Origin of the sequence: Thalassospira alkalitolerans, from assembly GCF_002115745.1 — a bacterium.
Lineage (GTDB): Bacteria > Pseudomonadota > Alphaproteobacteria > Rhodospirillales > Thalassospiraceae > Thalassospira > Thalassospira alkalitolerans.
This window is the reverse complement of sequence record NZ_JFKB01000003.1, coordinates 80,203-93,519: the sequence shown is the minus strand read 5'-3', so window position 1 is coordinate 93,519 and position 13,317 is coordinate 80,203. Positions and strand designations below refer to the sequence as shown.

Here is a 13,317-nt window from a genome sequence, read left to right as displayed (position 1 = left end):
TCGTAAAAAGAGCCAAACCGATTATAGCCCATTTCAGTAATGCAGGCATTAACAGCTTGGCAAATAACCCGAGGCAAAAACGAAAAGCCGCCGGGATCATTTGATCACCGGCGGCTTTAACGTGTTGGCTTAACAAGCCTTTTTTATGGCGCTGCCAGATTAGGCGCGGCGTTCTGCGATCATCTTTTTGATTTCGGTGATCGCAAGGGCCGGGTTCAGGCCTTTGGGGCAGGTGTTGGTGCAGTTCATGATCGTGTGGCAACGATACAGGCGGAACGGATCTTCAAGCATGTCAAGACGTTCACCGGTATATTCGTCACGCGAATCAGCCAACCAGCGATAAGCCTGCAACAGAACAGCCGGACCAAGATAACGGTCCGAGTTCCACCAATAGGACGGGCACGCGGTCGAGCACGAGAAGCACAAAATGCATTCCCACAAACCGTCAAGCTGTGCACGTTCTTCACGCGACTGCAGACGCTCGCCAACCGGCGGCGGGCTATCGGCTTTAAGCCACGGCTCGATCGAGGCAAGCTGCGCATAAGGCTGCGACAGATCGGGCACCAAATCCTTCACCACCGGCATATGCGGCAGCGGATAGATTTTAACCTCGCCCTTGATGTCATCAATCGGCTTAAGACACGCAAGCGTGTTACGGCCATCAATGTTCATCGCGCACGAACCGCAAATGCCTTCGCGGCACGAACGACGGAACGTCAGGGTCGCATCAATTTCGTTCTTGATCTTGATCAGCGCGTCCAAAACCATCGGACCGCACTTATCCAGATCGATATCATAAGTATCGGTCCGCGGGTTATCACCGCTGTCAGGATCATAACGATAGATCTTGAAGCTGCGAGTGTTTTTCGCGTCAGCCGGGGCTGAGAACGATTTGCCCTCTTTCACGACCGAATTGGCGGGAAGATTGAATTCTACCATCTCTCAAATCCTCTCTTGCCGCGCCTTAATAGACGCGTTCTTTCGGCTCGATATACTCGACTTCATCGGTCAGGGTGAAGCTGTTAACCGGACGATATGTCAGATCAACACCATAACCCTTGTCCCAACCGACAGTCGCAATCGTATGTTTCATCCAGACGTCATCATCGCGTTTCGGATAATCCTCGTGGGCATGCGCCCCGCGTGATTCGTGACGGGCCTCGGCGGAATTCATGGTTGCTGCGGCGCAAACCATAAGATTCTCAAGTTCCATCGTCTCGACCAGATCCGAATTCCAGATCAATGAACGATCCGAAACGGCAACATCGGGAAGTGTTGCTGCGGTTTTGGAAAGTTTCTCGACACCTTCGCCAAGAATTTCGGCCGTACGGAACACACCGCAATTGCCCTGCATCACACGCTGCATTTCCAGGCGGATGTCAGCCGTCGGGCGGGAACCCTTGGCCCAGCGCAGGCGATCAAAACGATCAAGGGCCGTCTGGCCATCGGTGGTTTTGAGTTCCTTGAACGATGCTTTCGGATCGACAACCTCGGCGGCATGAAGACCACAAGCACGACCAAACACAACAAGGTCAAGCAACGAGTTGGTGCCAAGACGGTTTGCACCGTGAACAGACACACAAGCCGCTTCACCGGCCGCCATCAGGCCCGGAACGACACGGTTCGGGTTATCGGCGGTCGGGTTAAGGACTTCGCCCTTATAGTTGGTCGGAATGCCGCCCATGTTGTAATGGACCGTCGGAAGAACCGGGATCGGTTCCTTGGTCGCGTCAACACCGGCAAAGATTTTTGCGGTTTCGGTAATACCCGGCAAACGTTCCCACAGCACTTCTGAACCAAGATGTTCAAGATGCAGATGGATGTATTCACCGTGTTCACCAACACCACGACCATCGCGGATTTCCTGTGCCATACCGCGCGACACAACATCACGCGATGCCAAGTCTTTCACGGTCGGGGCATAACGTTCCATGAAACGTTCGCCTTCGGAGTTGGTCAGATACCCGCCTTCGCCACGGGCGCCTTCGGTGATCAAACAGCCCGAACCGTAAATGCCGGTCGGGTGGAACTGAACAAATTCCATGTCCTGAAGACCAAGACCCGCACGGGCCACCATGCCATGACCGTCACCGGTACAGGTATGCGCCGAGGTGCAGCTAAAGAATGCACGCCCGTAACCGCCCGACGCCAAAATGGTCATCTTGGCGTTGAAACGGTGCATTTCGCCGGAATCAAGATCCCATGCGACAAGACCGCGACACGTGCCGTCTTCGTCCATCATCAGATCAAGGGCGATATATTCGATAAAGAACTCGGCTTTGTGTTTCAGGCACTGCTGATACAACGTGTGCAACATGGCATGACCGGTACGGTCAGCGGCAGCACAGGCACGTTCAACCGGGGCCTTGCCGTGATCACGGGTATGACCGCCGAACGGGCGCTGATAGATTTTGCCGTCTTCGGTCCGCGAGAACGGCATACCGTAATGTTCAAGTTCATGAACCGCCGGAACAGCATTCCGGCACATATATTCGATCGCGTCCTGATCGCCCAGCCAGTCTGCCCCCTTGACGGTGTCATACATATGCCACTGCCAGTGATCCTCGGACATATTACCAAGCGACGCACCGATACCACCCTGGGCGGCAACGGTATGTGAACGAGTCGGAAAGACCTTGGTGATACATGCAGTTTTAAGGCCGGCTTCAACCGTCCCCAGCGTTGCACGAAGACCGGCACCGCCCGCGCCCATAACGACAACATCGTAGTCATGGTCGATGATTTTATAAGATTCGCTCATTGGTTCAGGCTCCGGCAAAAACGATACGCAAGACCGATACGATGGCAGCAACCGACAGGAAGGCGGCCACAGCTTTGATCAGCATCAGCGATACGATTTCTGCTTTACGATTGTGCACGTAGTCTTCGATCACGACCTGTAAACCATGCGTACAATGCACGGCCACACTGACGATCATCAAGATCATCATGGTCGAATGGAAATACGAGCTCAGCCATGCATGGACAGCATCATAACTGGCCGTATGACCAGACAGGATCGATACGATGAACCAGATGCCGAGCGGAAGGTTTGCGACAGCGGTAACGCGCTGGGTCCACCAGTGCGACGAGCCACTTTTAGCAGAACCGAGGCCGCGAACACGGCCCAGATCGGATTGCATTTTCATGACAGGTTTGTCCCCTCTTGCCCGGCCTTACGCCAGACCGATGATCCAGGTAAGAATGGTCAGCACGATTGCCGCGCCAAAGACGATCGGGTTGCCTTTTGCAGCTCCCTCGTTCGACAGGCCGCGACCGGTATCCCAGACAAGATGCCGGACACCGTTGCAAGCGTGGTAATAAAACGCCGCCGTCCAACCGAACAGCAGCAACAGACCAAACCACGAGGTGAAAAATGCGTGATAGCCGTTAAAGACGTCACGACCGGCGCCGGCACCAATCAGCCAGGACGCCAGAAATACGAAACCAATAGCAAGACCGACACCCATCACGCGGAAAGAAATGGACATCTTTGCTGCCATCGGAAGCCGGTACACCTGCAAGTGCGGAGACAGCGGCCGATTGGCTTTGCTCATAGCGGATTTGCCTCTTCTCAAAGTAGCTGGCGGGAAAGCAGGGTTTATTTACCCATGCAACGGGTTTGAGTCAATCTAGACGCCTTTGAAATCCAAAGAAATCAGTGATCAAGTCCCGTTTTCGCCTCGGTTAAACTACGTATATTGACCTCTCAAAAGCCGTCTGCACCCTGCGGGAAGGGCCAGAGGTTACCCCCTGAAGCAGGAATACGGCATAACGTGCTTTTAGCAATCGCACAATTAGACCTTATTACGCAAGCTTACAGCTGTTCGATTATTTGGGGATTAGAATCGTATAATCAAAGTCCAAGAGGACTTTTGGATCGTATTTACCATCTGTATTGCGCAATGGAAAATCAATGGCCCGTTGATCACGCACCGCAACAAGGCGCAAACGAAGCGCACCCATATCGCGTCTTCCCGGGATTTCAAATTTCTCCAACACCTCGGACCAGGCAAAAATCGTATTGCCCGCGAAGGCCGGATTGGCATGTGCCCCGGCATTAATCGCGGCAATCCGCACCCCGTTGCCAAGCCCGTTAAACGACAAGGCGCGCGCCAGTGATATGATGTGCCCACCATAAATCAAACGTTTGCCAAACCGCCCGGCCGTTGCCGCGACTTGATCGAAATGGACCTTGGCGGTGTTTTGATAAAGCCGTGTGGCAATCTGGTGTTCGGCTTCTTCGATTGTCATGCCATCGATATGGTCAATCTTTTCGCCCACCGCATAATCATCCCAACGATGCGGTGATCCAGCCAGTTCATAATCATAGGCCGATAAATCCAAACCCTTGGGGATTTGAAAGGCTTCGGGCGCGACGACTTTTGGCAATTCGGGCAAGACCGTTTCGGGTGCTGGCGCATTTTCATCGCGTTTGCGCACCATGACCCAGCGATTGTAATCCAAAACCATCTCACCGCGCTGATTGCGCCCGACGGAATTGACGTAAACCACGCCGGTCTTGCCGTTGGAATTTTCCTTAAGCCCGGTCACGGTCGACACCGTACTGACCGTATCACCCGGATAAACCGGCGCGCCAAACACGCCCCCGGCATAGCCCAGATTGGCCACCGCATTTAACGACACATCCGGTACGGTTTTGCCAAATACCATGTGAAACGCCAAAAGATCATCGACCGGCGCACCGTCAAAACCGATCTGGCGGGCAAATTCATCCGACGACGATACCGCAAAGCGCGATCCGTAAAGCCCGGTATACAGCGCAACATCGCCGGTGGTGATGGTGCGCGGCGTTGCGTGACGCATTTCTTGACCGATGCGGAAATCTTCAAAGAAATTCCCGGGATTCGTCTTCGATGCCATGGTGCCTCCCTGCATCTTGTTTTTAGCGCGCTGGACGGATTAGACGGCTTTCACGACCATGCCTTTTGGTGTGTTATGCCGTTGTGATAAAATCAGGCCGCGTCCATTTCTGCGATCTGATCCGCCATGGCGACCAAACGTTTGGCCGATACCACATGCAGGTTTTCAATCAGCTTGCCATCGACAACCACAACGCCCTTGCCCTCGCTTGCGGCGTCTTCATAGGCCGCAATAATTTTGCGCGCCCAGTCAATTTCCGACTCTGCCGGGGCAAATGCCGTGTTCGCCGCCGCAATGGTTTTGGGATGGATCAGGGTCTTGCCGTCAAAACCCATGTCACGCCCCTGCGTGCAGGACGCCGCAAATCCGGCATCGTCAGCCAGATCAAGATGCACCCCGTCAAGGATCGCCAGCCCATAGGCCCGTGCTGCCAGCAAACATAATCCAAGGCTTGTGATCATCGGCAAACGATCCGGGGTATGGGCACAGTTCAAATCCTTGGCCAAATCGGATGTCCCCATGACAAAACCGCCAAGGCGCGGATGTGCGCCCGCAATTTCCCGGGCGTTTAACATTGCCAACGGCGTTTCCATCATGCACCAGATACGCATATCGGCATGCGCAGCTTCGGCCTCCATGATCGCGGCAACCTGACGGACCGTATCGGCACTTTCAACTTTGGGCAGCAAGATCGCGTCGGCCGATGTTTTGGCCGCCGCCACGATATCAGCATACCCCCACGGAGTATTAAGCCCGTTGGTCCGGATTTGGATTTCACGCTTGCCATACCCCCCCGCAGCAAGGGCGGCCACAATCTGATCGCGGGCGGTATCTTTGGCATCGGGTGCCACCGCATCCTCAAGGTCAAGGATCAGGCCATCCGCAGGCAGGCTGCGCCCCTTTTCCAATGCACGGGCATTTGAGCCCGGCATATAAAGCACGGAACGGCGCGGACGGGCGATTACAGCCATCGGGAAACTCCAGATTGATAATTTTCGTTCAATAATATTCAATATTGTTTGCGAAAATTACCCAAGATTACATCGCACTGCAAGTCAACTTTCGCAGTGCGGCAAAAAAACAACGCTTCTAAAAACCGCTCTCCTGTTGCAATGCCTGGCCCCGCATCCCCATATCTATCTCAACCAATAATGACGCAAATCGCCATGTCGATTCGCGCATCCCGGAGCGGAGAATCCCTGATTATCAGGTTGTGGAGACCAGCATGCTGGCAAAAGCCAAAGCCGGGTTGGAAGACCTGTTTCAGAATCTATTCTGCTCAATAATCGTCTTGGTCCTTTTGGCGGGTAATGTCACCGCCCATGGCCTGACATTTGCTATGATACCCAAGGGCATCGACGATCCCAACCTCCTACAAGCGTGGTATGGCTGCAAGGCTGCCGCCAAGGAAAGGGGGGATACCTGCCTGCTTCTGGGTGACACAACTGACGGCTATTTTCGCGGGCAACTTGATGCCATTCGCAATGCGATTGACCGCAGGGTTGACGGCATCATGATTTCAGTCACCCGTTCTGATTTCATTGCCCCAACCGGCCTTGCCGAAGCCCGCAAGGCCAATATCCCCGTTATCACCTATGATTCTGATTTGACCGAACCCTATCAGGGTCTTCGAATTCTTCACGTCGGCAATGATAACTTTTCCGTCGGATTGGAATTGGCGGCCCTGTTACGCCAAAGCATGCCACATGGCCGGACGTTTTGTATCCTCAGCAGCGGACGCGACGATCCCAATTTGAACCGACGCATCGCCGGTGTGCGCCACGGCCTGCGGGAACCGGTGATTGACCACAACACCATCCAGAACACACCAGACACCACAGAAACATCCGAACCTCTGGCAGAAGGAACGGGATGGATCGAATATCAGCGTTGCCCGCTTTACAACAAAGGCGATCAAAGAGTTGCTCTGACACAGTTGAAAAATATTTCTTCCCTTCTTGGCATTGACGCTGTGGTCGCGGTTGGCTCTTGGCTGGTTGACGACAGCACATTACCCTTGCAATCATTGCTTCAGGAATTCGGTGACCACAGGCCGCTTTTACTTATGGCAACCGGCACCCTGTCCCCGGAACAGGAACAGCTTGTGCATTCTGGATTGGTCCAGGGTTATGTCACCATTGATTTTTTCAAAATGGGGGAGCTGTCCTATACTGCACTTCGCAACATTGTCGATCAACACACGGCATTGCCCATCCCCGAACTGCCATTAAAAATCATGCGCTATACAGAAGAAGATCCAAAAGACAGACCGGAAATGTAACCGCACCCCGGCCCGATATCATCATGGAAAGGCACAAAGCCTTATCCTGCAACGTTGTCTCTGCCATTTGGACGGTTTCATTCACCCAAAACGAACCGTTCCTGATCCTAAAGCCCCAAGAAGGTCAGACCCTTGGCACCCAGCACCGTCACCGTGGCACTGCGCCCCGCGACAAGCAGGACGCCATCTGGCACATCATCAATTGAAACGCGAACCGGCACGCGCTGCGCTAGACGGACCCAGCTAAATGTCGATTTGACATTGGCAAGATTGCCGCCTGTACCGGTACGTTCACTATCCTGAATACCGCTGGCAATGCTGACAACATGGCCATAGATCGCGTTTTCTTCACCCATCAGGCGGATTTCAACCGGATCACCAATGGCGATACGCGGCAATTTGGTTTCTTCAAAATACCCGGCAACGTAAAATGATTGGCTATCGACCAAGGCGGCAATTGCCTGTCCGGCACCAACATAATTTCCCCGGCGCAACGAAAAATTGGTCATGATCCCGTCAACCGGCGCAACCACCTTGGTCCGTGACAAATCAATCATCGCCAACGCAAGATCGGCCTGCGCAAGATCCACCGCCGCCTTTGCCGTCGCAAGGCTGGTCTTAACCTGTTCTTTTTTCTGGCGCGAAACGACGTCACTATCAAGTCCCTGATAACGTTTGACTTCTCGTTTGGCCTGATCACGTGCGGCGATAGCCGTTTCAAGCTTGGCCTGCGCCTGATCCACCGCAACCTGATACCGTGCCGGATCGATCGTAAATAATAGATCACCGGCATGAACAAGCTGATTGTCCGTCACCTGCACATCATGGACCAGCCCGGAAACATCGGGTGCAATCGCCACCACATCGGCACTGATGCGGCCATCGCGCGTCCAGGGTGCATTCATATAGTAATCATAAAGCTGATACCCCCCGGCCGAAGCCGCCAGGACAAGGACAAGCGTCACCAGAACGCGCAGAAAATTGGCAAAGGTCGGTTTCATATCGTCACCTATTGAACAAACAAGGCCGAAAGTGCGGTCAGGATCAGCACAAACAGGGCCAGATCCGTCAGGGCGGGATGCGCGGTTATCTTGTAAAAACCGATCCGCGCAAGACCGACATGCAGCACTTTCAGACAGAACCAGGAAGCAAGCGCCATCATCAGAAAAGCGGGTATAAACACGCCGTAAATATCAACCATCGGATTAATCATGCGGTTTCTCCCATCAGGGGCGGCAAATCGGCAACAAAGGCCTTTTCTGCCGGATGACCCAGTATTGGCGCACCTCTTTTGGACAAGGTCCGGCGCAGCGCAATCAACGGGATCAGCAATTTATCGCGCCCCGGTGACGATGCGTCCGCCACCACTTCGCGCAGAATATTATCGACTTCTTCAAGGATCATCGGATCAGGAATGGCTAAGAAATCACGACGCCGATTGTCGAAATGGCGCGCTATATTTCGCAAAACGACATCAATCTTGGTCGCAATACGGCGATCGGCCAGCACCTTAAACCGATGCAAATCATGAAGGCTGGCCGCGATAGAAACCTCGGGCATTGCGCGCATCAACGTGTCACGATAATCCGGCGCAAGCGCCAAACGCGGCAAAATCAACCCTTGCCGATCCAGCAGGCGGCGGATCATGACCATGCGCGGCAATTTCAACGTCCCGCGTGCAATCGCGCTGATATCGCGCCAATTGGCTATCACCAAACGCCGGATACTGTCATCAACTGTGACACTGCGTACAAAGGCTGTCACAAGGGCGGCAACGGCAAACCCGGCAAGCGAAGCAATGCCACTATCAAGCAAGGTGGCGAAATCACTGTTATAAGCCGTATCGACATTTAAAATCATCACGACATTGACCAGCATCGCCAGACCAAAACCATAGGTCTGTGGCGACGTCATCAAGACACCCAGTAAAAGAAAATATGGTGCAAACGCCATCACCAACAGTGCAAAGCCATCAATGCCCGGCAAAATCGCAAGGCTATAGATCACTACCACCACAATCGCCATTGCCGTATATCGGATGAAACCTTTCAACGCGGGCACCGGATTATCCAAAAACGACATGATAGAGGCCCCAACAGCCGCCATCATTGCCGCCGTTGCCCCTGATGGCCAGGCCGTCAAAATCCAAAACCCACAAACCAGCAAGGTCGCGATAACAGCCGTTAACCCGGAACGAAACGCCACACCATGATCGCGGTGCAAGGCCTGATCCCTGGCACTATCACGCCAACGATCAACCACCTCGGCGGGCACAGATCCGGCGCGCAACCCATCCCAGATCAAACAACAATCGGCATGAAAGTTCAGCAATCTATGCAATCGGCTGCAAAGGTTAAGCTGCAACAAACCAGCCCAGTCAGAAGGGTTGGCAAATGCCTCGCCATAGGTGGTGATCCGCAAATGAAGGGCACGGGTTCTTGCGCCATCATGTTGTTCCATGGCCAGATGGGCGGCAACATCGTCCAGAATAACTTGCAACGCATCAGGTATCTGTCCGCAATACTCGGTCAGCGCCGTGATACGGTCATGAACCGCATAAAGAACCGGCAACAATGCTGCAATGGCACTTTGCAGTGCCTGCAATTGGCGAGTCCGCCCGCTAAACCGTGACTTTTCATATCCCAAATGAACCGCAAGACCATGCAGTTCACCAATATCAGCAGCAATACGTGCGCGATCCCGATACAATTTGTCTGCTTCGGAATTCACATCAAAACTAAGCGTCGCCAGTTTGGCGACATCCGCCATCCAGCCGTCAATGCGCGCGGCAATGACCGGACCAACATGCCGGGGAAACACCACATGGCTGACAACAGTCGCACAGATAATCCCCAACGAGATTTCCTGCACACGCGCAATTGCAGTGTCAAAGATTGTCCCCGGATCGGTCACGCAGGGAAAACCAACAATCGCCGCGGTATAACCAGCCAGCATGAAAAGATAGCTTTTGGGCGTTCGATCCAACCGTGACAGATACAGGCATCCCCCAACCCAAAGTGCGAGCGAAAGCGATAACAACACCGGTGCATCAACCAGATTTGGCACCAGTACAATAGCCGCGACCGCGCCAAATATCGTTCCGATCACGCGATAAAGCGCCTTGGATGCCAAAACCCCCGATAACGGATGGGCGACGATGTAAACCGTTGCCATCGCCCAAACCGGACGATCAAGATCGAATGCCAATGCAATGAACAGAGCCAGAACCGAAGCGGCAAATGTCTTGGCAGAAAACAGCCAGTCAGAACCTTTGGGCCGCAAGGCAAGAATATTTGTAAACATGAAATCCTCCCAGCCCTATGACACGTCGTCGCGTTCCGCCAGCTTGCCCAAAAGTTGCTGCATAACGTTCAGCGTAATGGCAAGATGTTCGGGTTCTGTATCCGCCGTCAGTTCGCCGCGGATCTTGGCAAGAATGATTTCGATCTCGGCGGCCTTTGCCCTGCCGCTATCTGTCAGGGCGACCATTTTCGCCCGGCGATCGCTGGGGTCGCAAACACGTGAAATAAGACCGTCCCGTTCAAGGGTATCAATCACACGCACCAGCGACGGCCCTTCGACCCCGATCTCATCGGCAATATGGCCCTGACGGACGGGACCCTGTGCGCGGTTCAACACAATCAACGGCATCGCCATCGTCTGGGATAAACCATGCGATTGCAGCGTGCGATCAATCTCGCGCCGCCAACAACGCGCAACACGCATCAAGGCACTTCCAAGACTTACATAAGGGGTATCTAGATCATTCTTTTCCATGACGGGCAGCATAACAGATAAATTAGATAGGATTCTATCTATTATAATCCTATCAGTTATGCACCCACGTCATAATCCACAGTGCCGGCATCAATAGCCCAACAAAATACCATTCTTTTCAAATCACTATCGGACAGAACACATCATTCTGGCTTCCCAAAAAGCCCGGTTAACAGCATTCCGGTCAGGCGCGGTACCTCGTTCAAGGCCCGGCCATTGGCCAGAAACACCACGGCAGTATCCTGTTTGGGGAAATATGAAAATTCACCTGAATAGCCAAAATACGTGCCGTCATGCCCCCAAACCGGGCCCCAATCGCTTTTGCCAACCATCAGGCCATAGCCATAAGACCCTTCGCCAGCAAACAAGACATCTGTCGTCGCCCGCGCCACCCCGTTTGGCCCCAACAATACACCATCAACAAACAGCGCACGGGCAAATTTCAACAAATCTTCGGCGGTTGAAATCACCCCGCCATCGGCAAGCTGATCGCCAACATCAAAATCAGTAACGTCTTCCAGTTTGCCGTCACCATTGGCATCGTCAAAACCCCGCGCAAGGTCGTCGGGCCTTGGGTAACGGCCAAAGGACGTATTGCGCATCTGAGCTGGCTCAAATATCCGCCGGTTAAACACGGCTTCGATAAGGTCGCCTTCAACCTGCTCAATCACAACACCCAACAGGATATAATTGCTGTTGGACGGATCATATTTTGTGCCCGGCTTGAAATGGGCATCGCGCCCGGCCATCAACGGCAATAATTCGCGATTGCGCCAGCCATGCTGCGGATCACGCCCGACCAGCTCAAAGAAAAACTCGCCATCCAGATAATCGGGAATGCCCGAACTGTTGCGTAATAAATCACGGATGGTCGCGACCTTGGCATTGGCAATTTTGTCGCGGAATTCCTCGGGCAGCCATTTGGCAACCGGGTCGGTAAGGTCAAGCCGCTTTTCCGATGCCAATTGCACGATCACCACGGCGGTCATCATTTTGGTCAGCGACCCGATATAAAACTGCCGGTCCCGCGTCATGCCATGATCGGGATTAACCGACGCATATCCCGTCGCGGCAAACCGCATAGATCCATCGCCATACCCAATCCCGATCACCCCGCCGGGCAAACCGGCATGTTCGACATATTGCCGCAAGAAAACCGTCAACGGATCATCCGCTTTGGATGGCGTCGTCACAGGGTTTTCCGGCGCAGAACCTCCGGGGGTCGAACGCCCCGGGATAGGAACGCCTTGCGCATGCACGCCCACCGTACTCATCCCCGCAGCCATCAGCAGGAAAAAAGCCAACACCCCGCGGCGCCTAAAACTTGCGATCACAATCCCATCCCCCCAAACATCATATCGAGCGCCAAGATCGGCGAAATTGGTTGCCGGTCGATTAATCCGGTGAATTATCAATCTGATCGATCCACGCCACCAATGCGGCACGAAATTCTGCTGTTGGCACCCAGACAACGTCTTCGCCATGTTCTTCATAAGCCGGGGCAATTTCACAAATCGCCGGATCAATCTTAAGGATATAGGCATTCATCACCACATCCTGATGGCTTACGCGGCCATTGATCACATCATCGACATGCCCAAGCACGACCCGCGCCCAATCGGGTGCATTTTGAATATCCATCACAAGGCAAGCGGCAATACGGTCATGACCGTCATCACCAACAATTCTACCGGGCCAATCAGGTGCTGCCATATCGCCGCCTGCCTTTCTCAAAATCTTGGATCAGAATATTAGCGCAACGGGAAAGCCGTGTTGATCTTGCCGCGATGAAGCCCGATCGCAACAAAGAAACGATTGGCATCATCGCTCCCTTCGCAATACGGCCCCTGTGTTGCCATCCTTGAATCGGGCCGGTTTTTACCACAGACAACCCAGCCAGGCGCCCCAACCGGACAAACCCCTTGGTTGGCGACGGCATAAAAGATGGAATTCACCACCTCGTCCTTGGTGCAGCTATCGGGGAACATCGTCGAAAGCGACTTTTGAACGCCATTTTTTTTAAAGGAGACATTGTAAATCCCCATGGCATTTGCCGTCTGGGTGATCACAACATTCGTCACCCCCCCGCCAGCAGGATCATCCCCACCCGGCCGGGAATGAAATCCAACGGCCCGGCCCTTGCCATTAATTTCACCGCAAAAAACATGGTCACCATTAATGCTCGGCAATCCGTCATTCACAATCACGCCAACCGGGCACGTCACCTGTGCCACTGCCAGATTGGCCGTGATCACAAACAGCCCGCCCGCCAGAAAGATCATGGCAGCGTATGTTCGGTAAAGCTTTGAAAGTGTCGTCATAAACGACCTCCTATGCCTTTTCCTATGCTGTTCCTGCCAGCACAGTCATGATCC

The 13,317-nt window shown here is 53.6% G+C and carries 14 protein-coding genes; 1 reads left to right on the top strand and 13 read right to left on the bottom strand.

Going from position 1 to position 13,317, the window contains the following annotated elements; all coding sequences use genetic code 11:
- Positions 1-159 precede the first annotated feature (159 nt).
- The 6 genes from TALK_RS05545 to TALK_RS05520 form a co-directional block, all read right to left on the bottom strand.
- Positions 160-939, bottom strand: coding sequence for a succinate dehydrogenase iron-sulfur subunit (locus TALK_RS05545; RefSeq protein ID WP_085616733.1), 780 nt, complete (start codon positions 937-939; stop codon positions 160-162).
- Between the two features lie 25 nt (positions 940-964).
- Entirely contained in the window at positions 965-2,761 is a 1,797-nt protein-coding gene (gene sdhA, locus TALK_RS05540) for a succinate dehydrogenase flavoprotein subunit (RefSeq protein ID WP_085616731.1), read from the bottom strand.
- Positions 2,762-2,765: 4 nt separating this feature from the next.
- Positions 2,766-3,149: a succinate dehydrogenase, hydrophobic membrane anchor protein gene (gene sdhD / locus TALK_RS05535; RefSeq protein WP_085616729.1), complete on the bottom strand. Its 384-nt coding sequence runs from the start codon at positions 3,147-3,149 to the stop codon at positions 2,766-2,768.
- A 27-nt stretch (positions 3,150-3,176) separates the two neighbouring features.
- Positions 3,177-3,557, bottom strand: coding sequence for a succinate dehydrogenase, cytochrome b556 subunit (gene sdhC, locus TALK_RS05530; protein ID WP_085616727.1), 381 nt, complete (start codon positions 3,555-3,557; stop codon positions 3,177-3,179).
- A gap of 274 nt (positions 3,558-3,831) precedes the next feature.
- Positions 3,832-4,884: a MaoC family dehydratase gene (locus tag TALK_RS05525; protein ID WP_085616725.1), complete on the bottom strand. Its 1,053-nt coding sequence runs from the start codon at positions 4,882-4,884 to the stop codon at positions 3,832-3,834.
- Positions 4,885-4,976: 92 nt separating this feature from the next.
- On the bottom strand, positions 4,977-5,855 hold the full coding sequence (locus TALK_RS05520; RefSeq protein ID WP_085616723.1) for an HpcH/HpaI aldolase/citrate lyase family protein: 879 nt from the start codon (positions 5,853-5,855) through the stop codon (positions 4,977-4,979).
- 254 nt (positions 5,856-6,109) lie between these two features.
- Between TALK_RS05520 and TALK_RS05515 the strand changes: the two genes are divergently transcribed.
- A complete protein-coding gene (locus TALK_RS05515; RefSeq protein ID WP_085616721.1) occupies positions 6,110-7,165 on the top strand; it encodes a substrate-binding domain-containing protein in 1,056 nt (351 codons plus the stop codon).
- Positions 7,166-7,272: 107 nt separating this feature from the next.
- Here the strand turns inward: TALK_RS05515 and TALK_RS05510 are convergent, their stop codons facing one another.
- The 7 genes from TALK_RS05510 to TALK_RS05480 form a co-directional block, all read right to left on the bottom strand.
- On the bottom strand, positions 7,273-8,166 hold the full coding sequence (locus tag TALK_RS05510; protein ID WP_085616719.1) for an efflux RND transporter periplasmic adaptor subunit: 894 nt from the start codon (positions 8,164-8,166) through the stop codon (positions 7,273-7,275).
- 8 nt (positions 8,167-8,174) lie between these two features.
- Positions 8,175-8,378 (bottom strand): DUF1656 domain-containing protein, encoded by a 204-nt coding sequence (locus TALK_RS05505; protein WP_085616717.1) that lies wholly within the window; start codon positions 8,376-8,378, stop codon positions 8,175-8,177.
- Positions 8,375-10,468 (bottom strand): FUSC family protein, encoded by a 2,094-nt coding sequence (locus tag TALK_RS05500; protein ID WP_085616715.1) that lies wholly within the window; start codon positions 10,466-10,468, stop codon positions 8,375-8,377. Before TALK_RS05500 ends, TALK_RS05505 begins: the two co-directional genes overlap by 4 nt.
- A 15-nt stretch (positions 10,469-10,483) precedes the next feature.
- On the bottom strand, positions 10,484-10,891 hold the full coding sequence (locus tag TALK_RS05495) for a MarR family winged helix-turn-helix transcriptional regulator (RefSeq protein WP_245829698.1): 408 nt from the start codon (positions 10,889-10,891) through the stop codon (positions 10,484-10,486).
- 194 nt (positions 10,892-11,085) lie between these two features.
- The gene (locus TALK_RS05490; protein WP_245829696.1) at positions 11,086-12,135 is read right to left on the bottom strand and encodes a serine hydrolase domain-containing protein; all 1,050 of its coding nucleotides are present in this window, start codon (positions 12,133-12,135) and stop codon (positions 11,086-11,088) included.
- A 202-nt stretch (positions 12,136-12,337) separates the two neighbouring features.
- Positions 12,338-12,655 (bottom strand): hypothetical protein, encoded by a 318-nt coding sequence (locus tag TALK_RS05485; protein ID WP_085616711.1) that lies wholly within the window; start codon positions 12,653-12,655, stop codon positions 12,338-12,340.
- 38 nt (positions 12,656-12,693) lie between these two features.
- Positions 12,694-13,263 carry an EndoU domain-containing protein gene (locus TALK_RS05480; protein ID WP_085616709.1) on the bottom strand — a complete coding sequence of 190 codons (570 nt, stop codon included), beginning with the start codon at positions 13,261-13,263 and terminating at the stop codon, positions 12,694-12,696.
- Positions 13,264-13,317 lie beyond the last annotated feature (54 nt).

Bases quoted from the DNA above. Each gene is read 5' to 3' on its own strand.
- TALK_RS05525 (WP_085616725.1), bottom strand. From the start codon at position 4,884: ATGGCATCGAAGACGAATCCCGGGAATTTCTTTGAAGATTTCCGCATC.
- TALK_RS05505 (WP_085616717.1), bottom strand. From the start codon at position 8,378: ATGATTAATCCGATGGTTGATATTTACGGCGTGTTTATACCCGCTTTT.
- sdhC (WP_085616727.1), bottom strand. From the start codon at position 3,557: ATGAGCAAAGCCAATCGGCCGCTGTCTCCGCACTTGCAGGTGTACCGG.
- TALK_RS05520 (WP_085616723.1), bottom strand. From the start codon at position 5,855: ATGGCTGTAATCGCCCGTCCGCGCCGTTCCGTGCTTTATATGCCGGGC.
- TALK_RS05495 (WP_245829698.1), bottom strand. From the start codon at position 10,891: ATGCGTGTTGCGCGTTGTTGGCGGCGCGAGATTGATCGCACGCTGCAA.
- TALK_RS05500 (WP_085616715.1), bottom strand. From the start codon at position 10,468: ATGTTTACAAATATTCTTGCCTTGCGGCCCAAAGGTTCTGACTGGCTG.
- TALK_RS05480 (WP_085616709.1), bottom strand. From the start codon at position 13,263: ATGACGACACTTTCAAAGCTTTACCGAACATACGCTGCCATGATCTTT.
- TALK_RS05485 (WP_085616711.1), bottom strand. From the start codon at position 12,655: ATGGCAGCACCTGATTGGCCCGGTAGAATTGTTGGTGATGACGGTCAT.
- TALK_RS05545 (WP_085616733.1), bottom strand. From the start codon at position 939: ATGGTAGAATTCAATCTTCCCGCCAATTCGGTCGTGAAAGAGGGCAAA.
- TALK_RS05510 (WP_085616719.1), bottom strand. From the start codon at position 8,166: ATGAAACCGACCTTTGCCAATTTTCTGCGCGTTCTGGTGACGCTTGTC.
- TALK_RS05515 (WP_085616721.1), top strand. From the start codon at position 6,110: ATGCTGGCAAAAGCCAAAGCCGGGTTGGAAGACCTGTTTCAGAATCTA.
- sdhA (WP_085616731.1), bottom strand. From the start codon at position 2,761: ATGAGCGAATCTTATAAAATCATCGACCATGACTACGATGTTGTCGTT.
- sdhD (WP_085616729.1), bottom strand. From the start codon at position 3,149: ATGAAAATGCAATCCGATCTGGGCCGTGTTCGCGGCCTCGGTTCTGCT.